A 22818-nucleotide genomic window follows, 5' to 3' on the forward strand; every position below is an offset into this window, starting at 1 on the left:
ATGAGATAGCTGTAATATGAACAATATTACCCTTATTCAATCATCTGCAAATGAATATTATAGTTTTAATCTGTTTAATTGCAAGCCTAAGGTGATCTGTAATGAACCTTTATTTGATTTGTAATTGCCAAAATCAGAAATAACATTGTAGCCACTGAAACTCTTTAAATAAGTAGCTTCAAAAATCAAACGTTTGTATTGCAGACTTATGCCGCCTGATAAACCAAAATTGATTTTCTGATCATATTTTATAGCCTTTAGCTGGTTCGAAACCGTAATATTATAGGCAGAATCTAACTTTATACCAGGTTGTAAAGAGGTGCTGTTACTGATCTGCTTTACCGGTATGTTTATAACAGGACCGCCTTTTAAACTTATCTTATTGTTGATCTTGTAAACCAAATGAATTGGAATGCTAACAAAATATGCCTTTCGGGAGTCGGTTATTGCCAATACTTTACCGGAATCTGCTTTGTTTTCGTTCACTACGTGAGTAAATGAGCTATTTAAGTTTTGTGGGTTTAAAACCCTGATCTGCGAATTTACTGCCCATTTATCATTAAAGTGATAAGTAGCAAACAATCCCAAATACACATCAACCGGCAATTTGCCGTAAATATTTGCATTCTGGCCTTTAGGAGTGAAGCTACCTGATGAGTTTACACCTGCTAAAATGCCCCAGTCTATATCTGATGGCGGTAATTTACTATTGTTTGTTACTGTTTTTGTTTTCTTGATTTTTTGCGACCCTTTAAACCGGGCAGCAATCTGTTTATTTGTTTCTTCTATATTTCTACCAGACCTTGCTAAGTTTTGCATGGTAGTTTTATCTGAACTTGAGGATGATTTTGATGAAGGTTGTACTATGGGCTTGTTATGATCCTTTTGATTACTGTCAACAATATTTATTTGTAGCTGGGCATCTTTACCATTAGTTGGCTGTTGTAAAGTTGTTACTATGTTGCCATTATATTGGGAGATACCCTGGCCTGTAACTACACTTAATTGCAAACCTGGATTTACACCTTGTAATAAAAGCTGGTTGCCGTTTTTTGTTGGGGCATTTGTTATAATAGAGCCTTGTGCCACTTTTTGATTACTATAACTTGATAAAGCCGGATACTTTTTATTGTTGCCGGCAGCTATAATTTGATTAGCATTATTAATTACTGCTGGTGTGTTTTTATTATTAATATTGTTTTTAATAGCTGAAATGTGATTTTGGATAACAATATCTGTGTCCCTACCAGTTATCGGGGCCTTTAACGCGAATGAGCTATCCTTTTTATCATCAACGCTATCTGTTAAGTTTAAAGAATCAATAATAACCGTGTTTGATAAAGTGTCTTTAGTGTTTATTGATCTGTGTTTTTTGTGTTCGGCTTTAGTATGGTGCTGTTTATGTTTTGTATGAATAGAATAAATAACTAAACTGGCACAAGCTGCCGCTGTTAACGAAACAAATAATAAAGACGAACTTTTAATTGCCTTTAAAGCTTTAACAACTTTTAGGGCTTTTGATGACCCTGTTACTTTTTGGGGAACAGCAGGCATAGACGGCAAATGCAAATCCAGCAGGCTTTGCATTGCTAACCAATCATTTTGAGGCTCATCATTAATCGGTAATTCGTTTCTCTTTTTTTGCCAAAGATTGAGGTTCTTTAATGAATGTTTCATTTTATTTTTTCACTCCTTTCTTTAGGCTGATCACTGTTTATCACCAATGGTTCTAATAGGTCTCTTAATTTTCTTTTTGCTTCGGCTAAATGCCAGCGTGATGTACCCTCACTTATGTTTAATTGTTCACTTATTTCTTTATGCGTAAAACCATCCAATACTGATAAATTAAAAACAGTTTGTGTGGCAAAAGGTAAGGTTCTGATATTTTGAAGTATATCTTCAAAGTATAATTTCTCTAAAATAGAAGGGGCGATAAAATAATCGTCCTGATCCTGTACACCGTTACTTAGAGTATTAAATTTTAATTCTTTACGGCAAAGATCTATCGAGGTATGGATCATTATCTTTCTTATCCATCCCCCTAATTCACCTTTTTCAATATCGAAGTTTTTCATCGATTGAAAAACTTTTAAAAATCCTGTGTTAAAGGCTTCTTTAGCAAGTGCTTTATCGGGTAAATAATTATAGCATACACGCAGCATTTCGGCATGAAATAGCTTATACAAGGCTTCCTGCCCTGTACGATCGTTATCTATACATCTTTTTATTAGCTCTTCTGCCTGCTTTTTGGGAAGATTCATTCAAAAAATTAACACTTAAAGTGCTTATAAGAGCTTCTTCGTATACAGATCATCAAACGTTGGGTAAAAACAAAAATAATTTTTTAATATTTATTAAAACGATATTATATACAAACTTTTTAAACAAACACCTGCTGGTTAAAAACCGGCAGGTGCTTGTTTGGGCTTATTTTTTTAAATATTACCTCATAATTTGTGTGGGTGTTATTATTACTCCTGAAGTATAATTCCAGTTAAAAGTAACCGCGGTGGGTGATATGTTGATACTCCCTGTATAAGTATTACCATTTAATGTTACTTTGAGGGGGTAGCTTCCATTTACAATGTATGGGTTTTGATTGTTTTGCCAAAAGCGAATAATGCCCGATGTTATTGTTCCATTGGGTACGTTACAAGCTATAGGAACTTGTGCATTGATCAGATCAACGCTGAAATTGTTATTGGCATCAAGACCATTACTAAAATTAATATTGCCGCTTGCACAATACTGGTTAGTTGTTTGGGCCACAAAGTAAACATAGGTGGTATCGCCTAATCTGCTTTTATAAAGGCCGGAGAGTAGGGCTATCTTGTCGCCGGTAAGTGGAACAAGCTTAGTGCTGTCTTTGGGAGTTGCGGGTGGTGTTGCAACCGTATCAGTTACTTTAAGAGCCGCCGTCGACTTTTCATTTAAAGCAACCAGATTTTCAGACTTTTTACATCCTGCAATAACAACAATGGCTAATAACAGGGCAAGCACAACATAAGTTAAGTTTTTCATTTTTTTGATTAATTAATGGTCTTTTATTGCATCATCGCATCAATCATGATAAACGTTGGGTGTAGCACTGGTTTTTCGATAAATAGTTATTTACTCAATATCTCAAAACCTATGTTGATGGTATTGCCATTCCCATCAACCAGGGTAAGCAGGTGTTTACCAGGAGGTGGGTTTAAGGCCATTTGGTGTGAATCTCTGGTTTCGCCAACATATTGATCATCCAGGTGCCAGAATATCTTCATGCCCGGTACACGATGTGCCGCGTTACAGATCATCCTGCCCCGGCTGCCGTCGGCCTCGAGCGGCACGTATATTTTTGCACCATCTTTAGGATATATCACTTCCATCGTGTTACTATTCTCGGCCTGTGTACAACCTTCGCGAAACGGTGGCAATACATGGTATTGGTAATTCCGGGCTTTATAATAATACTCCATAGATGGCGGCAGTACAAACCATTTTTTGTTCACCATATTATCCGGCGATTCGCAATTACCGTTTACCTGGTATTTGCCATCAGCAGATAAGTGGATCAATTGGTGATAAGGGCAAACCGGGGCTTTTAAACCGCTTTTGGGTACCAGCATTTCGTCAACATCATCGCAATATTGCCCGGCGCGGTAACCGCTTTGGTGGCATACGTTTATTTTCACCATTTCACCAACCGGCATTTCAAACCAATCGCGTGATACAGGCAGCAGCCTGAAAATTTCAAACAGGGCAGGGGCCGCGGTATTGATCCCGGTAAGACCGGGTCTGCCTTCACCGTCGGTATTGCCTACCCAAACGCCAACCACATACCGGGGAGAAATGCCTATTGCCCAACCATCGCGAAAGCCAAAGCTTGTACCTGTTTTCCATGCTACCCGCTGGGTAGAACTGAATTGCTGCCATAACATTTCTTCTCCGGGCCGCATTACTTCTTCCATCGCCTGGAAGGTGTAGTATATGGATGCAGCATCCAGCAACCCTGATTTTTCTAAGGTTGGTCTTGTTTTAACGGGGATGCTGTAAACAGGACTATGATAATCTGCCGGATCGTATTTGCCATTATATTTATCATAATGATTAAGCACACGGGCCATATTGGCATAAGCGCCACTTAATTCCCAGAGGGTATTTTCTCCGCCACCTAATATCAGCGATAAACCGTAATGATCGGCGGGTTTGGTCAAAGTTGTTATACCTGCTTTTTGAAGGAAATCATAAAACCTTTCGTATTTAAACTGCTGCAACATTTTTACCGCGGGTACATTTAACGAGCGCGACAATGCCCTTGATGCTGGCACAGCGCCATCATAACCCAGATCGAAATTTTCGGGATGATAGCCAGCTATCAGCGTAGGTACATCGGGCAGCAAGCTATTGGGTAATATCAGGCCATTGTGCAGCATGGAGGCATATAATAACGGTTTTAGCGTACTGCCGGGACTTCGCGGGGCGTCAATCACATCAACATCACTTTCCATCTGCGGGTCTTCCCGGTGCGATATGTTGCCGGCGTATGCCAGGGTTGCGCCAGTTTCTACATCTAAAACAATAGCGGCAATGTTATTAATATCGTTAGCCTTTAAAACCTGGTGATGCTGTTCAAGAATATCATTTACCTGCTGCTGCAAGGCAGCATTTATACTTGTTTGGATGCGGGTATCGCCCAATGGTTTACCCCGGTGATCATTTTTAAAACGTTGCAGCAGGTGAGGGGCAAGTTGGGGTAATGGCATGGGTCTGTCGGGTACTGGTTCTAATTCGGCCAGTGCCGTAGTAGCGCTATCAATAACGCCTTGCCTGTTCAATCTGTTAAGCAATAAATTACGCTTTTTGAGTAACAGAGCCCTGTTTCTGCCGGGATGTACCAAAGACGGGGAATTGGGCAAAACAGCCATAGCAGCCATTTCGCCCCATGATAGTTTATCAGGACTACGGCCAAAATACCGCCACGATGCGGCATCCAGTCCAATTACATTGGTGCCAAAGGGGGCATTGCTGGTGTAAAGGGCCAATATCTCATTTTTATTGTAAGTGAGTTCCAGGCGCAGGGCCATAAAAATTTCCAGCAATTTATTCCAGATGGTACGTTTATGTTTGGTTGCCAGCCTAATAACCTGCATGGTGATGGTACTGCCGCCACTGGTTACTTTTTTTGACAGCAAGTTTTGCCTCATAGCCCGGCTAAAGGCCAGCACATCAAAACCAGGGTGATGTTCAAAACGTTTATCCTCAAAGGCGACGATACATTGCTTAAACTTATCAGGCACGCTATCGTTAAATGGAAAGCGCCATTGACCATCTATTGCTATGGATGCACCCAATAATTGCCCTTTGTCATCGTCTATTACATAGGAGGTTGGACTTTTAAATAACGGTTTGGGCAAACAAAACCAAAATAGCAGGGTTAAACAAAACAAGAATATGAGGATTAATATTACTTTTGGTTTTTTTAAGTAAATTTTGATCCGTTTTAATATTGCTTGCATTAATATATTTTCAATAAAGATAAAATAAGCCTTATACTGCAAAAAATATGTAGTGGCTGTATAATTTGATCACAAAACAATAATGACCATACAAAAATTATCAATTATTATCCCTGCTTATAACGAAGGTAACACCATACATTTGATTTTGGATAAAATTAAATCGGTAAGCCTTACAAATGACATTCAAAAAGAGATCATTATTGTAAATGATTGTTCAAAGGATAATACCGAGTATGCTATTAACAGATACCAAGAGGCCAATCCCGAACTTAATATCCAATATTTTAAGCACGAGATAAACAAAGGTAAAGGTGCTGCGCTGCATACCGGCATATCCAAAGCTACGGGCGATTATCTGATTATACAGGATGCCGACCTTGAATATGATCCTGCTGAATATAACGACCTGCTAAAGCCTGTAATTTCTGGTTTTGCCGATGTGGTGTATGGTTCCAGATTTATGGGCAGCAACCCGCACCGTATTTTGTTTTTTTGGCATACCATTGGCAACCGGTGGCTCACATTTGCTTCAAACATGTTTTCGAACCTGAATCTTACTGATATGGAAACCTGTTATAAGCTATTTGACACCAAAGTTATACAGGCTATACCTTTAACCGAAAGACGGTTTGGCTTTGAACCTGAAATTACCATTAAAATTTCAAGGGTGCCTAAGATCAGGATATATGAGGTAGGGATCTCTTATTATGGCCGTACTTACGAAGAGGGTAAAAAAATAGGATGGAAGGATGGCGTAAGGGCTATTTATTGTATATTAAAGTACGGACTGTTTAAAGCACGGTAAAAAACCTTCAAAATTAACATCCCAATACCTGACCTGCTCAACTGTGATCTCGGTGGCTAAACTTGCCATATTATGTTCGTCGGGTTTAAAGCTGTTTAGCTGCCAGTTTTTGACCGATGAAAGCATGCCACTGTTTATTTCATGGCCACCGTTTAAACAGGGTATGTATTTTAGGTTATCATCCAGGCCTATTGCGGTTGCTTTGGTTATGGCTTCCTTACGTGTCCAAAGCAAATAAAAGCTGTTAATAGAATCCTGGTGCGCGATATAGTTTATCTCATCCCTGCTAAAATTGTCGGCCAGTATTTCCTTGTAGCTAAATAATGGATCCATTTCTTCTGTATCCACACCAACTTCGGTGTTTGCTATGGCGATCAAAACCCAGTCGCCGGAGTGGGATACATTATACTTTACTTTTTGATCGTATATAAATGGTTTTTTATTTGCGCTTATAACAAATTTAATAGCCGAAGCTGACCGATTAGTATACTTGCTAAGTAAACATCTTAACGCACCCCGACTCACCACAAACCTGAGCCGGTCTTTTTTTTGCACGTATCGATTGGCCCTCATGATTTCATCAGGCAGCAATACTTTAAAAAAGTCATCAATAAATGTCAGATTTGAACTGATCTTAATTCGCCAAACATCAACCTGATCGTCATTTAATTTATAATCACAATCCGTTCCACTTTGCCATTTAACATCATCCTGAAACTTAATTTGAACATTAATTAAATCCATTTGCGTTGCCATTTTTAGGAAGCTTCGTTTAAACAGTTTTGTAGTATGCTTGCAAATATTTTCATCATGGGCTTTAAAAGGAATTATAGTTCAATATAGCATTTTTTATATTGTTTAATATTAAATTATATACACAACAAATAATAATTTAATTAATATTAACTATTACTCCCGTTAAGCCTTTTCTAAATCATACTTTCACTTCCTCCCAAATAGCAGCTACCGGCTTTTCGTTATCAGTAAGGGGGGCAAAACCTCTCCGCTGGGTTGTGTATGGCTACAATTGTAATCAGATTTGGGTAATGCGGCACAATCAATTAATTTTTCTGTTGAGAGTGATCAGGAGGTTTCCATGATCACCCAGTTATCAGGTACCCATATATTCAGATCGTACAGGAAGAAGGCCATGTTCCAGGTATCAAACTGAACATTTGAAAATGTTAGGGATAACAATGTTAATGGAATTTTTCTTTACAGTAGCTATCAGTGTTTCGAGATAGGGTATGAAATATCTTTAAAAGATTCTGTGCGAACGAATGATTGGTAAAGACAGTAAAAACCAATAAGAAGCAGATTTTTTTTAATAGTCTTATTCATTGATTATACTTTTTCTTTTTGGAATAGTGCGGGTATGGTGCCCATAATAATTTTAAAATCTAACCAAATAGAATACTTTTGGGCATAGAAATTATCTAATTTTTTTCGCTCGCGTTCAGACATGTCTTCTTTTCCCCGTTTACTGATCTGCCACAAACCGGTTAAGCCTGCAGGACCCAGAAAGCGCATTGACCACTCATTTGAGGTTAACATTTCGGCCTCATAAACAGGCAGGGGTCTGTTGCCAACTACAGACATATCACCAACAAGGATATTAAATAACTGAGGTAATTCGTCAAGACTGGAGTTGCGTAAAAACTGTCCCAGTTTTGTAACACGCGGATCGTTCTTGATCTTCACAAATGCAGCTTTATTACCGCCATCTTCTGTTGCATATTGGTTGTTTCCTGTTGATAGTTGGGCCAGCAACTGATCGGCATCGGTACGCATTGATCTGAATTTATAAAAATCAAACACTTTGTAACCGGTACCTACGCGTTTGCTTTTATAAAATGCGGGTCCTTTTGAATCTAACTTCACCAATATGGCAATGAGCAAAAACAAAGGCGATAAGATAAACAACATGCTGCCCGATATAGCCAGGTCAATTATACGTTTACCAAGTGGCATTTTATAAGTAGTATCTACTTCTTTTGAAAGCTCGAGTAGTCTTGGTTTTATTAACTTAAAGGTAACAAGAAAATTAAGGCGCTCACGTAAATTGTCAATTAAAAAAGGTACACTGTAAAAATCATGTACTTTAAGCTGCATGGCTTTTTGTTTGAGCTCTTTATCATTTTTTGATGATAAAAGCACTATAATTGACCCATTGAGCAGAAAACTCTTTTTAAGCTCCTGAACTAAGTTGAAACATTTTCCTTCCGCGTCTATCTCCATCAGAATGATATCGGGTACTGATAAAATCGACTGATTGCCCAGATACTCCTCCAACTGAACTATAGAATCGTTATAAATTATTTTAAAATTCTCATTAAGACCTGTTAATATTAACTCTTTTAATTCCAAGCCTGCATAAGCAATTCTGACATGAGAACCTGAATTTTTGTTCCAATCAGCTGTTTGTTGATTCATACACTTGTAAAAGTTGATTAATGGCCAATTTTAGTTCGGTTGGTTTGAATGGCTTATGCATATAAGCGTCAACTTTAAATGACATTTTGCTCACCTGTTCATCCAAGTCATGCGCTGCAGAAAGTAATATAACTGGAATATCACGATAAAAACCGCTGATCTTAACGTTTTTTATAAATGATTGCCCATCAAAATAAGGCATTTGCAGATCTGATATTATCAATTCGGGCATATTTCCATCTTCAAGCCAGCCGAATGCATCAATGCCATTGTTTTTAACAACCACATCATAATCTTTCGACAGGATAAAGTTGAGTAATTTCAATATGCTTAAATCGTCATCAACAATTAGTAGGTTTTTTTTCATTTTTTTAGGGGAATAATAGTTGAATTAATAATAAAGCAGAAAACATTTGTTCATTACAAAAAAAATTAAAGAGATGGGTTTTAAACTCAATTTTTTAAAAAAATAGGGTGCTTTAAAGATCAAGACAAAAATTTGATAGGTGTACGTTAAAACAACGTCAGGGGTTTGTTTTTTTAGAAGTTATTTATAAAATAATTACCCCACCGTCCATTTTAGCTTCCGTAAGCTATTACTAAATCAAAAGTACCCGAAAATGTTGATCGTCGCGATAATTTTAATTAATAACACAGCTGTATTGGAGCGTAAAGCGTAGCACATAGGCTTGCTCATATTATAGCTTAAATATGCCACCTGGTTGGAAATATTTAACGATATAAATTAACTAAAAATTGGCGTTACAAATAAGCCTTAATTATGCATATAATTAAGAGTGTGGATGATCATTCTGGCCTTATGGTTGATAAAGGATTTTAGTTGCTCCTGGTTATTAATCAGCTTGCTGAATAATTGATAAGATATTACCCGCAGGGTCATTAAACCAGGCTATAGTAGGGCCATTATCACCACCTTTCAGAATCCCCTTTTCATCGGTTTTAAAGTTTTCATCATTATAGACGATAAATTTTACACCTCGCCGGGTTAATTCATCAACAGTTTCCTCAACATTTTTTACCGGGAAATTAAGTATAGTAAAGGTGGCAGGCACATGGTTAGGTTTGGGATATATTAAAACACTGTTGTTTTCGTTGATCTCCAGGTTCAACAACTCGGGCATTTTCTTATCATCATAAATTTTTAGCCCAAGTGTTTTACCATAAAACTCTTTAGCCACGGTTAAGTCGTTTACCGAAAAACTGCTAAATGCTTTGTTTGCTTCTAACATAATATTAGTTTTTATTAATTATCAATTAATGAAATTGATTTTTGTTTGCATATAACCGAATATCAATCAGGCAGTACTTCGGCATTACATCCAAAATCCTTTAAAAACAAGATCAGTGCTCCTGAACTTATTGAACCCTGAATACATTGAACACGCAGTATTTTATCACAATCGTCCAGATCAAAATTTGCTTTATACATAGTAAAGGTTTTATGTATCTGATTTACCAGTTTGTTGGCATACCTGCGGGTACAAACATTGGTTTTAAATACTTCTACCGTCATTTTAGCTTATTTAGTATGCTATTTATCTGGTTAATAGAACCATGTTTTATACATGGTTCTATTTTTTTGTTTTTACTCTTATACAGTTTACTATTATTTTGCAACAAACAGCGTTGCGTAATTTTGGCGTTTTGTATAAGCGAGGAACAGAACACCAATAAGCAATGGTATAACTGTTACTAATCCCTCTGGTGCAAGGAAAGCATGAAAAAATACAATGTTGATCATGATTGGAAATAACACGACCAAAGCAAGTGTAACAAACCTGCCTGTAATAAGCGCTATAGAACATATTAGCTCAGTTATTTTAATCAATGGTATCAGGTAAATTGATGCGGCCATACCATCGTTAAATATTTTAACACTCCCTTGGGCTTCAGGTATTGGCCCTAATTTAAAAAGTACGTATGCCGACGAGAACAGGAACATCAGGCCTACCAGTATACGAACAATAATTGCTGCGATTTTCATGATTTAAGGATTTAAATTTTAATTGTTTATAATATTTAGGTTACGAATGTCGATTTTATTATTGATCAGCAAGACAGTCTGCCATCCACTGAATACCAAACTGATCTGTAAGCTGGCCGAAGTAACTACCCCAGGGGGCCTTGTCAAACGGATAAACTATTTTGCCGCCGGCAGCAAGCGCAGTGAATAATTTTCTTGTTTCCTCTACGTTTTCACCATTAATGCACACGTAATAATTGTTACCCTGAACCAATGCTTTGCCCATTTCGCCTGTGGCGTCTGTAGCCATCAACATATTCCCTTTTCCAATTGGTAAAGCAATATGCATTATTTTGTCCTTGTCAGCCTCGGGTGTACGGTCGGCTTCGAAAGTATCTTTAAAGCGCATTATCGTTAAAAACTCTCCTCCAAAAACTGATCTGTAAAAGTTAAATGCTTCCTCAGTGTTTCCTGCAAAGTTCAGATAAGTGTTGATCGTTATCATTTTAGTTTAATTTAAGTGTTTTATATTGATTTAATGCTTGTTAGGGTACGGATACATTAAAGGTCCCTGTTTATTTATAAACCAAATTTACGCTCATAAAACAGGATACGAAAGGGGGGAATACGACACTTTTAGGGGTGAATTATGACAATGTACTATCTTTCAGCAATAAACCGGTAAAGATAAGGGGCCTTGTGAGCTCCGCCCGTCCATTTTTTGGCAACTCTTTCCAATATTCCCATACTGAGCATTTTACGTTGAAAAGCTGTGCGGATAAGTTTTTTATTTAAAATGGTTTCATACAGGCATTGCAGATCGCCCATTGTAAAGTTTTCAGGTAACAGGTTAAACCCGATCAATTTCTGATCAAGGCTTGCCTGCAATGTTTGTAAAGCTTTATCCACTATTTGCCGGTGGTCCTGCATTAATGTAGGCAGGCTATCCAAACTAAACCAGTCACAGCTGTCTGATATGCTATCGGGTGTAGGTATTGCTTTTGTAAAATCAACAAGTGCATAGTACCCAATGGATACAAAGCGCTTTAGTAACCAGTGGTCATTACCGGGTATAAAACCACGGGCTGTCATGATGGTTTTAAGGGGGGCAGTATCGTGCCTGCTTTTATCTCCAAATACATAAAACTGCTCCAGGAAAATATTAGTTAAACCGGTACGGCTAAATAAAACCCTGCGGGCGGCTTCGTTTACATCTTCATCTTGATGGATAAACCCTCCGGGCAAGGCAAACAGGCCGGTGTTTTTATAGGTGAGTAATAATACTTTTAAATGAGTGTCATGAAAGCCAAAAATAACCGTGTCAATGGCTAAGCCTGGCAAAAAGCCTTCGCCGGTAACGTTCATTTCCTGCTTTATAAATTCATCACTCATTTTTATTGTAAAATTTTAAGGGCAAATAACAAAAAAATTGATGGTTAATTAAATTTAATTTATTATTGTAACAAAATGATACAATAGAAAACTAAAACTCTTAAATTGATCATTTACACCAGTTTAAAATAATAAACCAAACCCATATGAAGAAAACGTTATTAGTAGTACTACTGCTTGTACAAATTACCGCGGTAAGAGTATTTAGCCAAACAATTAATCAGGTAACCGTTGAAAACGGGACGCTGGAAGGAGTAAAAGATGCCGGTTCATCAATCACTATTTTTAAAGGGATCCCGTATGCTCAGCCACCTGTTGGTGATTTACGATGGAAAGAACCACAACCTGCAAAAAACTGGCAGGGTGTACTTAAAGCCGACCATTTTGGACAAAACGGAATGCAGAAACCAATATTTGGCGATATGGGCTTCCGCTCAGCAGGTATGAGCGAAGACTGTTTATACCTGAATGTTTGGACACCAGCCAAAACCGGGAAAGAAAAACTACCTGTGCTGGTTTATTTTTACGGCGGCGGACTTGCAGCCGGCGATGGCTCGGAGCCACGTTACGATGGCGAAAGCATGGCTAAAAAGGGTATTGTTGCGCTTACCGTAAACTACAGGCTGGGTGTATTTGGTTTTTTTGCTCATCCGGAGTTAACTAAGGAATCACCCAATCATTCATCAGGTAACTATGGATACCTTGATCAGCACGCTGCTTTATTATGGGTTCAAAAAAACATCGCGGCTTTTGGCGGCGATCCTAAAAGAGTAACTATCGCGGGTGAATCGGCCGGATCAATTTCTGTATCGGTGCAAATGGCATCGCCTTTGTCAAAAGATCTGATAGCCGGTGCCATTGGCGAAAGCGGTGCAGGTATAAAACCAACGCTGTTTCCTATACCATTGGCTGATGGCGAAAAGAATGGAGTTGCCTTTGCAGCTCACATGAATGCAAATTCATTAGCGGCATTAAGGGCTCTTCCGGCTGCACAATTGCTTGATTCTGTTTTCAGAGCGGGGGCGGTACAAACATCAGCTACTATTGATGGATATTTACTCCCCAAATCATTGCCTGCCATTTTTGAAGCCGGTGAGCAGGCTCACGTGCCGATCCTGGTAGGATGGAACTCGGCCGAAGTACCATATCAGTTTTTAATGCGGGGTGATGCACCAACACTTGAAAATTATAAAAAGACTTTATCGCAGCTTTATGGCGACCGTGCCGAAGAAGCTTTAAAACTTTATCCTGCTTCAACAGATGAAGAAGTGATTAAAGTGGCGACAGCTTTGTCAAGTGACCGATTTATAGTTTACAGCACCTGGAAATGGGCCGATTTGCAGATACAAACAGGGGGTAAACCGGTGTACCGTTATGAATTTTCGCGCATACGCCCGGCTATGGTAGCCCAAATGGGCAATGCAACGCCAGGCCTTGCCGGTGGTGTGGTGAAGGGTGATGCTGCAAAACCTGCTCCCCCTAAAATCCCGGCTGTTGGAGCTGCACACGCTTCAGAAATTGAGTATGCTATGGGCAACCTGGCCAGCAATAAAGTTTATGCCTGGACGCCCGATGACTATAAAGTATCCTCAACTATGGAGAACTACTTTGCAAATTTCATTAAAACCGGCAACCCCAATGGCAACGGTTTGCCAAAGTGGGAAGCAAATACCAGTAACAACAGCGTTAAGTTTATGAATATTGATGTTAAAAGCGAACTTAAAACTGAAGTTAACCGCGCCCGGTACCTGTTCCTGGACAAAGAATATATGAAGTAATATTTAATTGGTTTAATAATTGATTCCTGGTTGCCGCGAGGGTGACCGGGATTTTATTTTTTGTATCGGTTCTTTTTGAATATGTTAGTGCCCGATATGAGCACATTTGCAGATAGGATAATTGTCTTTAACCAGCAACTCGATTTTACCGGGACATTGCCCTTAGGTATCAGTATCATGAACCCCTTTAAGGAAAACGGGCCGGCTCTTGCTGTTTCTTCTCAATTTTACAGGAAGTATTACAACGATAATCACCCACGGCATTTAATATTTGGCATCAATCCGGGTAGATTTGGTTCAGGTATGACCGGAGTTTCGTTTACCGATCCTAAAAGAATGGTAAACCAGTGCCAGATACCTTATCCGGGGCCTATGGCTCATGAGCCCTCTTCAGAATATGTTTATGAAATGATCCGGGCATTTGGTGGGATCACTGAATTTTATGAACAGTTTTATATTCATTCAGTTTGTCCGCTGGGTTTTACTATAACCGGCAGTAATGGGAAAGAAGTGAACTATAATTATTACGATAAGCCGGAATTACAAAAGGCGGTATATCCCTTTATCATCGAAAATATACAAAAGCAAATTGACCTTGGGTTTGAAACTGATATTTGCTTTTGCTTTGGAGTAGGTAAAAATGAAACTTTTTTGCGCAAGCTGAATGCTGACCAGAAATTCTTTAAACAGATCATCGCGCTGGAACATCCGCGCTATATTATGCAGTACAAATCAAAAACAAAGCAGGATTACATTGCCAAATATCTTCGGGAGTTTAGCAAGGCGCTTTTGTAATAGGGGCGGGATCTATTTTGTGCTGATGGCGCGTTTATGATCATCAAACTCCTTACCGGTAGCATGGTAGCTCCTGATAAATTCGGCTAATTGTTTTAGTTCAAAATCCGTAAGTTCATCACCGCCAGAATACTGATATCCAATATCTGTATCATCTAAAAGCAAGGCACCCAGATAGCCCTTATCAAAAGTTTTTGGGCTGTCAATATCACGATATAATTTATAGGTACCCGAATTTGTGGCATTTCCTTTTCCTGTATTGGCATAAGCCGGATCAATGGCTATATTCATATGTGTGCCATCCTGCTTGTGTATTCCAATTGTAACCCCGCTGGTGATCATGGTATGTGATTTAAATTTTAATAATAGACAACGGCTGTGTGAATTTGTTTGGTTTATGGGGCTTAATCTATTTATCCCCGAATATTGTTTGGGGTTTGTTATAACTTTATGTTACCTTAAATTAATTGGCGTTATGCCTGTTAGGTATATATTGGATTAATTAAACTGAACCTATGATGATAAGTACTTATGATATGCTTCTGCGGTTGTTTGTAGCCGCGTTGTTAGGTAGTATAATAGGGTGGGAGCGCGAACGGAGGCATTGGACCGCCGGTTTAAGAACCCACATGATGGTTTCCCTGGGCTCGGCCCTTATTATGCTGGTTTCTGTTTATGGGTTTCAGGATGTGGTGGGTAAGCCAGGTATTTCACTTGATCCTTCGAGGATGGCAGCACAGGTGGTAAGTGGAATAGGTTTTCTGGGTGCAGGTACCATATTTTTTCTGCGTAACGAAATTGTAAAAGGACTTACCACGGCCGCGGGTCTCTGGACCGTAGCAGCCATAGGGTTGGCTGTTGGTGGGGGTTTATATATTGAAGCTGTTAGTACTACATTTATAGCGTTAATGATTCTTTCTGTATTTAAGCTGTTTGAAAACAGGTTTTTTAATAAAAACAAATACCGGAACATCAGGATGCTGCTTTCGCAAAAACAGGTTGATTTTGAAGCTATTGAGCGGGTGCTGAAAACAAATAATATCCCGTTTAAGGAAATCAGCTTAACCGCTGGTGATGGCAACGATGAAATCAGGATCACCATTCAAAAACAATTTACCCAGCAGGAAACCGTAATGACAGTGATAGCAGAACTTAAAAAGATCAACGGGGTACAGGGAGTAGACTTTTTAATCTGAGTAACATTCGTTTAAAAAAAATGCGCAATGTACTTTGATACATTGCGCATTTTTAAAGTTAAAAGCCTGATAACTTGAATCGGCTATTATTTAGCTATATTAAAATTAACACTTGCCTTTTCATCTGCCGAATTGCTACCGAGTACTAACTTATACTGGCCCGGATAAATTTTCCATTTATGGGTTGCCATATCCCATTTTTGCAAGTCCTGAACGGGGATTTTAAGCGTAACCGTTTCATCTTTACCCATTGCTACACTTACATGTTTAAAGCTCTTTAGTTCTTTAATGGGCATCCTGTCTAATTTGGGATACTCGATATAAGCCTGCACTACCTCGTCACCATTCATTTTACCAGTGTTTTTTACATTAACAGCAACGGTTACGGTATCTGATTTTTTGTAGGAGCTTTTTGGTTTGCTATCAAGCGTGTAAGCAAATGAAGTATAGCTTAAACCAAAACCAAACGGATATTGAACCGGGCCGTCATAATACCGGTAGGTACGGCCTTTCATGCTATAATCCTGGTAAGCCGGAAGGTTGCTCATATCTTTGTAAAAAGTAAGCGGTAAATGGCCCGATGGGGAAACATCACCAAATACAATATCGGCTAATGCATTACCACCTTGTTCGCCGGGGTACCAGGCAAATATAATAGCATCGGCATAGGGCTCAATGGCTGATACATCAACATCACTGCCTGCAGTTATAACCGCTATAATTGGTTTGGTTTTAACGCCCTTACGTAAGGCTTTCATAAATGCTATTTCGCTGGCCGGCAGGCTCAGGTTCTTTTTGTCGCCACCACTTTCTGATAAAAAGGCATCGCCCGCTTCACCTTCCAGTACCGGCGAAAGACCAATTACTGCTATAGTTAGCTCAGCGTTACCTGCAGCCCAGGTGCCACCAAAATGTGTGGTATCACGGTAATCACAGCCCAGGTCATACTCAACCCGCGTAGATTTGCTAACCGCGCCCGTAATACCTTCCACAAAGTTAACCACCTTGCTACTGGTGCCATGGTAATTAGCTATCATGGCATCAAGCGAGGCCGCATTGGGTCCAACAACCATAATGCTTGATACATTCCCTTTATTCAATGGTAAAATGTTTTTATCATTTTTAAGCAGTACCATACTTTGCTGGGCCACTTTACGCGCCAAAGCCAGGTGTTGTGCGTTGTGGATGCTATCAGCGCCATAGTTATGGTAGGGATTAAGGGTTGGGTCATCATAAAAACCCAGTTTAAATTCGGTGCGTAAAATAGCGCTCAAGGCCTGGTCCACATCTTTTTCTGTAAGCAGTTTTTGCTGTATCGCTTTTAAACCGTCGTTTTGTAAAATAGATGAACAATCAAGGTTAACACCGGCTTTTAAGGCTGCTGCTGCTACCTCAACCGCATTAGGCAAGGTTTTATGGGTAAGATAAACATCATCAAGCGCGCCGCAATCAGTAACCACATGGCCTTTAAAGCCCCATTCTTTTCTTAAAATATCAGTTAACAACATTTTATTAATTGAGTTAGGTACGCCGTTTACCCTGTTGTATGCGCTCATTACCGATTCAACCCCCGCACCAACCAGTTCATGAAAGGCGTATAAGTAGGTTTCGCGCAGATCCTTTTCGTCAACTTTAGCGTCAAAACGATCACGGTCTGCCTCTGGGCCGCTATGTACAGCGAAGTGTTTTGCAGTGGCCGAGGCTTTTAGATAACGCGGATCATCTCCCTGTAATCCTTTAACAAATGCCGAACCCATACGGCCGGTTAAAAAGGGATCTTCACCGTAGGTTTCTTGTCCGCGTCCCCAGCGTGGATCACGGAAAATATTAATATTGGGTGTCCAGAAGGTGAGGCCCATGTATTGCAAATGCCTGTCTTGCGCAATGGCCAGGTTATATTTGGCTCGGGCTTCTGTTGATATTGCAGTAGATACTTGTTTTAAAAGATCATCATTAAATGTGGCCGACATACCAATGGCCTGCGGGAATATGGTAGCTTCGCCAGCACGGGCTACGCCGTGTAAAGCCTCGTTCCACCAATTATAAGCAGGGATGCCTAAACGCGCTACGGCCTGACTTCTATAACCTAAAAGTGATATTTTTTCTTCGAGCGTAAGCTTTGATAAAAGATCCTTTACTCTAATTTCAATCGATTGCGAGGCATCTTTGTAAAAAGGGGTTTGCTGTGCTTTTGTAGCAGCACTAATGAATAGCATAGCAAAGATGGCTATGGAGAGCCTGCTGATGTTTTTTATGGTTGTGGCCATTTTTTTGTTGTTACTTTTTGAGTTTAAAATTAATATTAATTCCATAAGTATGTGTAGGGGGTAAGCTTGCACCTTCAATACCGGCATATTTAATATCCGGAGAAAACCCCGATTCGGGGTCGATATTGTTTGAATGCTTCATAATTGTCCAAAGATTACGACCGACTAAAGATACTGTTATACCTTCAAAAGGAGAACCGGTTAAAAAACCTTTTGAAAAAGTATAGCCAAATGTAACCTGTCTTAATTTTATAAAGCTGCCATCCAGAACATTTAATGCCGAAATATTTTGTGCCAATCCCTGGTAATACGTTTGGGCCGGTACAACTACCGTATTTTTTTCGCCGGTTATGGTCACACCATCGCCAATAACCCCATTTTCGCGGCCTGCAAGGGTTAGCTTATTTAAGCCACGATAAATACTGTAATAATTAGTAGCCGATAGTATTTTGTTCCCATACCTGTAATCGATCAGGAACGAAAGGCTGATTTTCTTAAAGCTAAAATTATTAGTTAGCCCGCCATAAATTTTAGGGACCGCGCTACCCATTGGTATACGGGGCCCGGCTATGGGCAAACCGGCGGCATCAAAAATTATCTGTCCGCTGGCATTGCGCAGGTAATCATTTGCCATTATTTGCGGACCCGACATACCTTTAACCAAAGCTGTAGCGGCATTAAGGGGCCTATAAGTACCAAAACTTATATTGGGCGAAGCTGCTGTACCATCGGTTTGAAGTATCTTATTTTGTACAAAAGTAAAATTAAAGGAGGGCGACCATGTAAAATCAGGCGTTTTAACAGGTGTCCCGTTTAATTCTACTTCGATGCCCTGGTTTTGAGTTGAGCCGGTAGCAATATAACGCCTTGCATAGCCCGAAGAAACATCAAGATCACTTTTTATGATCTCGTTTTTTGTTTTACGATAAAAATAAGCCACATCAAAGCCTAACCGTCCGTTCAAAAATTTAAGATCGGTGCCTACCTCTGTTTCGGTTAGCGTATAAGGTTTTAAGAAGAAGTTAGGCAGGCTGTCTGAAAAGCCCGCAGCAGATACACCGTTAATAGAATTATTAATGGTGTAATATTGCGATGTAATGTAAACATCAGATGGTTCACCGCTTGTTTGCGCATAAGATACCCTTAGCTTTCCCTGATCAAGGCCGGGAATATGTACAAGTTCTGAAAACAACATACTGGCCGATACCGAAGGCGTAAATATGCCCCGGTTTGAAGCCGGTAAGGTGGAATAAGCATCATACCTGCCGGTGGTATTTAATGTTAAATAGTTTTTAATCGAAAAATCTGCCGTGTAATAGGCCGAGTGTGTTTCGCTGCTTTTATAATTATAAATACTGCTTTTGGTACTTACATTACTAATATCGTAAAAGTAGGGGATAATAAACGGGCTACCGCTAAGCCTGGTATATTCATAGCTGTTTTTACGGATGTTGGCGCCACCTGATATATCAAAACTGAGCAAATTTTTAATAATATCGTGTTTTGCGCCAATCAATACATCCATATTTAGTTCAGACCGCTTGGTGTTTGATTGTTCATCAATTCCTCCTGCACCTCCGGGCGAATAGGCTGTACCTGTGGGGGTTATCGTTAGCCTGTTATCATACAAAATATCATTCCCAAGTCTGGCCTGGGCGTATAACCAGCTGGTAAAATTGTATTTTGCAACCATAGATGAAATAAGGCGTTCACGACCTATATTATTTACAAATTTATTTACAACAAAGTAAGGGTTGGTAACATAAGGATCATTTCCCCAGCGCAGCTCATTGCCATTTGAGTCATACCCTGGATTTAACGCTGCCTGATTTTCATTAGCTGCCAGGTATTGTATATTATTCGCATTCATGGGGCCGTCGCTTAAATTAGGTTTCAGGTTGGATGTTTCCGAAATATAATTAGCCACAACATTGATGCTCAGTTTATCAGTAATATTCTGATTGGCGGTAAGATTGATGGTTTTTCTGGATAATCCGCTGTTCCTGATAATACCTTTATTGTCCAGATTTGAAAGGGAAAGCCTGAAACCTCCGGTTTCGCCGCCACTGTTAAAGGCTACAGTATTGGTATTGGTATAACCTGTACGGTAAAATTTTTGAATATTATCATTAACGGCCGAGTATGGGTAATATTTACCGTCAAACTGAATAGTGGGTTTTCCATCAAGCTTTTCGCCCCAGCCTAAATTGCCTGTTGAAATGGCGCTTGCAATATTAACAGGTCTTTGACCATTTTCACCCTGACCGTAAGCAGTTTGAAAATCAAACGTATTGACTGCCTTATCAAACTGAAAATTGGTATTGACCTCAACCCCAAAGCCTGAGTTTTTTTTACCGCCTTTAGTGGTGATTAAAATTACCCCGTTTGCTGCGCGCGCTCCATATAATGCAGAGGCTGACTGCCCTTTTAGTACAATTAAACTTTCAACATCATCGGGGTTTATATTGCTTATGCCATCACCAAAGTCGGCACCTCCCCATTCATTCGCGGTACCTCTTTGGGTATTATCAATAGGTATGCCATTTATAATAAACAAGGGCGAGGCCGCGCCAAAGCTGGTTACCCCTCTTAGTAAGATACGCGCAGATGATCCGGGACCGCCATTTACACCATTTATGCTCAGGCCGGCTACAAGTCCTTCTAATGAGTAAGCAATGTTTGTTTCTTTGGCCTTATCAAGCTGGTCGCCGCTAACCGTTGTTACTGAGTATCCCAACTTTCTTTCATCTTTAGTTATACCTAATGCGGTTACAACAACTTCGTTTAAGATATTACTAAGCGATAACTGAATAGTAATAGGAGAGGTACCGGTAACTTTTATTTCCTGGGTTTGATAACCAACATAACTAATCTGCAATGTTGATTGATCGGGTGCTTCAAAAGAAAATAAGCCATTTTTATCTGTTGGAGTACCGGCGGTAGATCCTTTAACCCTTACCGTTGCCCCCGGCAGTGTTTCTCCTTTTTCATTAATTACACTGCCGTTAACCTTAACAATATTTACAATCTCATCAACGGGGGCTATTACTACCAGATGATTTGCCAGTTCGGTATAAGTGAAACCGGAATTTGCTAAAATTTTATTTAATAAAGTTATAACATCTTCATTATCAACATTAACATCTACCTTCTTTAGTGCCGGTATTTTTCGCTCACTGTAAACAAAATGGTAACTGCTTTGCCGTTCAATTGCTGATAGAACTTTTTTAAAATCGGCCGATTTTAAATTAATAGTCACATGTGTTTGGGCATATAGTGTAGGGGTAATCAGTAAATTGAAGAATAATATTAAAGTAAACGTTAACTTCATTATTTATTAGTACTTACTTAATCGCCCACTATCTGTCGTTACATCCATAGATGAGTGCTAAATTTACATAAATTTTAGTAAGTAATTTGATTGAGAGCATAAAACTCCTAACTATAGCAGGCTGATATGTAAAAATAATATAACAGTGATCCCGTTACATCAGGATTTAATTATGGGCGTTATTTTATTATTGCCCCGGGGTAAAATTTAAATCCATAAACAGTTTTAACTAATAAATATAAACAGTGTTGTTTTTAATTTTATAGTTAAAATTTTCTGTCATACGCAGGGCGTCCAACGCCTGGTTAATACGTTCATTTTCAAATATGCCGCTAAAACGGTATTGTTTCAAAGCATCGTTTTTGAATTTTATATCAACGCCATACCATCTTTCCATGCGGCTTGCCAAGCCCGAAAAACTTTCATCCCTGAAAACAAGCTTGTTTTTTACCCATGATGTTTCCACCACAGTACTATCATCTGGTTGCAAACGGGTAAATGTTGTTAACACATACTGCATACCCATATTGGTTTCGGCCGGGTTAAGTTTAGTTGTGTTTTTGAGAACCGGTTTAAATAATTTATTCTTTACGATCAGCTTCTCACTTGGCTTTAATATAATATGGTCAGATGGTCTGTCGTCAAGAGTAACTTCGATTGTACCCCTGATCAAGGTAGTTTCGCTCTGCGGATCATTGGGGTATGATTTTACATTAAACGAAGTGCCCAGTACCTTGATGTTCATTTTTTCTGCATGAATAATGAATGGGTGTTTATGATCTTTATGTACATCAAAAAAAGCTTCACCACTTAAATAAACCTCTCTGGTTTTACCTGTAAATGTTGAAGGATATCTTAATGAGCTTTGAGAGTTTAATGTAATACGGGTTCCATCGGTAAGTACGATGGTTGATTTTTCGCGTTTTATTGTAGTTTTATTTTGCCACGAATTTTTTGTTGTAACTAAGGCCTGACTTACCGGTTTAGTGAATTTTGAATACAACAGGTATGAACAACCTGCAATAAAAATAATAGCGGCTGCGGCGCGCCAAATATAAAAAGTAAAATTTTTTGAAGCTGGTATAATTGCTGATGGGGCCTCAATATTTTTGATCTTTGCTTTTATTTTTTTAAAAGCAAGTGCATTATCGGCAAATTCGGTATCGCTATTGTTCCAGTAAATGCTAAGGGACTCAAAATCACGACGATTTACTTCGTCATTATTTAAGTAATGCTGAAATTCTTCGCTTTCTTCAGGGCTGATGTCATTGGTTAATTTTTTACTAACCAGTTCTATAAATCTATCATTGCCCATTTTAATATTTCATGCTTTTTA

20 protein-coding genes are annotated in these 22818 nt (G+C 39.1%); 4 read left to right on the plus strand and 16 right to left on the minus strand.

The genetic code is table 11. The annotated features are described in order from the left end of the window. Positions 1-57: 57 nt before the first annotated feature. The 4 genes from M2273_RS01465 to pbpC all read right to left on the minus strand — a co-directional run bounded on the left by M2273_RS01465 (position 58) and on the right by pbpC (position 5396). Positions 58-1677, minus strand: coding sequence for an outer membrane beta-barrel protein (locus M2273_RS01465; protein ID WP_429392067.1), 1620 nt, complete (start codon positions 1675-1677; stop codon positions 58-60). Next, on the minus strand, positions 1674-2261 hold the full coding sequence (locus tag M2273_RS01470) for an RNA polymerase sigma factor (RefSeq protein WP_429392070.1): 588 nt from the start codon (positions 2259-2261) through the stop codon (positions 1674-1676). The genes M2273_RS01465 and M2273_RS01470 overlap by 4 nt, the downstream gene beginning before the upstream one ends. Before the next feature lie 181 nt (positions 2262-2442). Next, on the minus strand, positions 2443-3021 hold the full coding sequence (locus tag M2273_RS01475; protein WP_429392073.1) for a hypothetical protein: 579 nt from the start codon (positions 3019-3021) through the stop codon (positions 2443-2445). 86 nt (positions 3022-3107) lie between these two features. Then, the gene (pbpC, locus tag M2273_RS01480; protein WP_429392075.1) at positions 3108-5396 is read right to left on the minus strand and encodes a penicillin-binding protein 1C; all 2289 of its coding nucleotides are present in this window, start codon (positions 5394-5396) and stop codon (positions 3108-3110) included. 184 nt (positions 5397-5580) lie between these two features. Between pbpC and M2273_RS01485 the strand changes: the two genes are divergently transcribed. Continuing rightward, positions 5581-6306 (plus strand): glycosyltransferase family 2 protein, encoded by a 726-nt coding sequence (locus M2273_RS01485; protein ID WP_429392078.1) that lies wholly within the window; start codon positions 5581-5583, stop codon positions 6304-6306. Here M2273_RS01485 and M2273_RS01490 read toward each other — a convergent pair. From M2273_RS01490 to M2273_RS01525, 8 genes are all read right to left on the minus strand, one after another. After that, complete coding sequence (locus M2273_RS01490; RefSeq protein WP_429392082.1) at positions 6277-7050, minus strand: 4'-phosphopantetheinyl transferase family protein; 774 nt, start codon at positions 7048-7050, stop codon at positions 6277-6279. The two genes, M2273_RS01485 and M2273_RS01490, sit on opposite strands and share 30 nt — an antisense overlap. 600 nt (positions 7051-7650) lie before the next feature. Then, complete coding sequence (locus M2273_RS01495) at positions 7651-8739, minus strand: sugar transferase (RefSeq protein ID WP_429392083.1); 1089 nt, start codon at positions 8737-8739, stop codon at positions 7651-7653. Continuing rightward, the gene (locus M2273_RS01500) at positions 8720-9106 is read right to left on the minus strand and encodes a response regulator (RefSeq protein ID WP_429392085.1); all 387 of its coding nucleotides are present in this window, start codon (positions 9104-9106) and stop codon (positions 8720-8722) included. The genes M2273_RS01495 and M2273_RS01500 overlap by 20 nt, the downstream gene beginning before the upstream one ends. A 487-nt stretch (positions 9107-9593) precedes the next feature. Further along, on the minus strand, positions 9594-9989 hold the full coding sequence (locus M2273_RS01505) for a VOC family protein (RefSeq protein ID WP_429392088.1): 396 nt from the start codon (positions 9987-9989) through the stop codon (positions 9594-9596). A gap of 62 nt (positions 9990-10051) precedes the next feature. After that, positions 10052-10273: a hypothetical protein gene (locus M2273_RS01510; RefSeq protein ID WP_429392090.1), complete on the minus strand. Its 222-nt coding sequence runs from the start codon at positions 10271-10273 to the stop codon at positions 10052-10054. 93 nt (positions 10274-10366) lie between these two features. Further along, positions 10367-10744 (minus strand): DoxX family membrane protein, encoded by a 378-nt coding sequence (locus M2273_RS01515; protein ID WP_429392093.1) that lies wholly within the window; start codon positions 10742-10744, stop codon positions 10367-10369. 58 nt (positions 10745-10802) lie between these two features. Continuing rightward, positions 10803-11228, minus strand: a complete 426-nt coding sequence (locus tag M2273_RS01520; protein WP_429392096.1) for a VOC family protein — start codon at positions 11226-11228, stop codon at positions 10803-10805. Positions 11229-11383: 155 nt separating this feature from the next. Next, a complete protein-coding gene (locus tag M2273_RS01525; RefSeq protein ID WP_429392098.1) occupies positions 11384-12115 on the minus strand; it encodes an NUDIX hydrolase in 732 nt (243 codons plus the stop codon). A 146-nt stretch (positions 12116-12261) separates the two neighbouring features. Here M2273_RS01525 and M2273_RS01530 point away from each other — a divergent pair, with 146 nt between their 5' ends. Continuing rightward, on the plus strand, positions 12262-13893 hold the full coding sequence (locus tag M2273_RS01530; RefSeq protein WP_429392100.1) for a carboxylesterase/lipase family protein: 1632 nt from the start codon (positions 12262-12264) through the stop codon (positions 13891-13893). Positions 13894-13989: 96 nt separating this feature from the next. Beyond that, on the plus strand, positions 13990-14688 hold the full coding sequence (locus tag M2273_RS01535) for a uracil-DNA glycosylase family protein (protein WP_429392102.1): 699 nt from the start codon (positions 13990-13992) through the stop codon (positions 14686-14688). Positions 14689-14700: 12 nt separating this feature from the next. Here M2273_RS01535 and M2273_RS01540 read toward each other — a convergent pair whose 3' ends face one another. After that, on the minus strand, positions 14701-15030 hold the full coding sequence (locus tag M2273_RS01540) for a hypothetical protein (RefSeq protein ID WP_429392105.1): 330 nt from the start codon (positions 15028-15030) through the stop codon (positions 14701-14703). Between the two features lie 173 nt (positions 15031-15203). On the opposite strand from M2273_RS01540, the gene M2273_RS01545 reads away from it, so the two are divergent. Further along, positions 15204-15884, plus strand: coding sequence for an MgtC/SapB family protein (locus tag M2273_RS01545; protein WP_429392107.1), 681 nt, complete (start codon positions 15204-15206; stop codon positions 15882-15884). A gap of 86 nt (positions 15885-15970) precedes the next feature. Here the strand turns inward: M2273_RS01545 and M2273_RS01550 are convergent, their stop codons facing one another. The 3 genes from M2273_RS01550 to M2273_RS01560 form a co-directional block, all read right to left on the minus strand. Beyond that, positions 15971-18151, minus strand: coding sequence for a glycoside hydrolase family 3 N-terminal domain-containing protein (locus M2273_RS01550; protein WP_429392109.1), 2181 nt, complete (start codon positions 18149-18151; stop codon positions 15971-15973). A gap of 10 nt (positions 18152-18161) precedes the next feature. Further along, entirely contained in the window at positions 18162-21482 is a 3321-nt protein-coding gene (locus M2273_RS01555) for a SusC/RagA family TonB-linked outer membrane protein (protein ID WP_429392112.1), read from the minus strand. Between the two features lie 229 nt (positions 21483-21711). Beyond that, complete coding sequence (locus tag M2273_RS01560; protein WP_429392115.1) at positions 21712-22797, minus strand: FecR family protein; 1086 nt, start codon at positions 22795-22797, stop codon at positions 21712-21714. Between the last annotated feature and the right edge of the window lie 21 nt (positions 22798-22818).

Source organism: Mucilaginibacter lappiensis (assembly GCF_050433765.1).
Taxonomy (GTDB): Bacteria; Bacteroidota; Bacteroidia; order Sphingobacteriales; family Sphingobacteriaceae; genus Mucilaginibacter; species Mucilaginibacter lappiensis_A.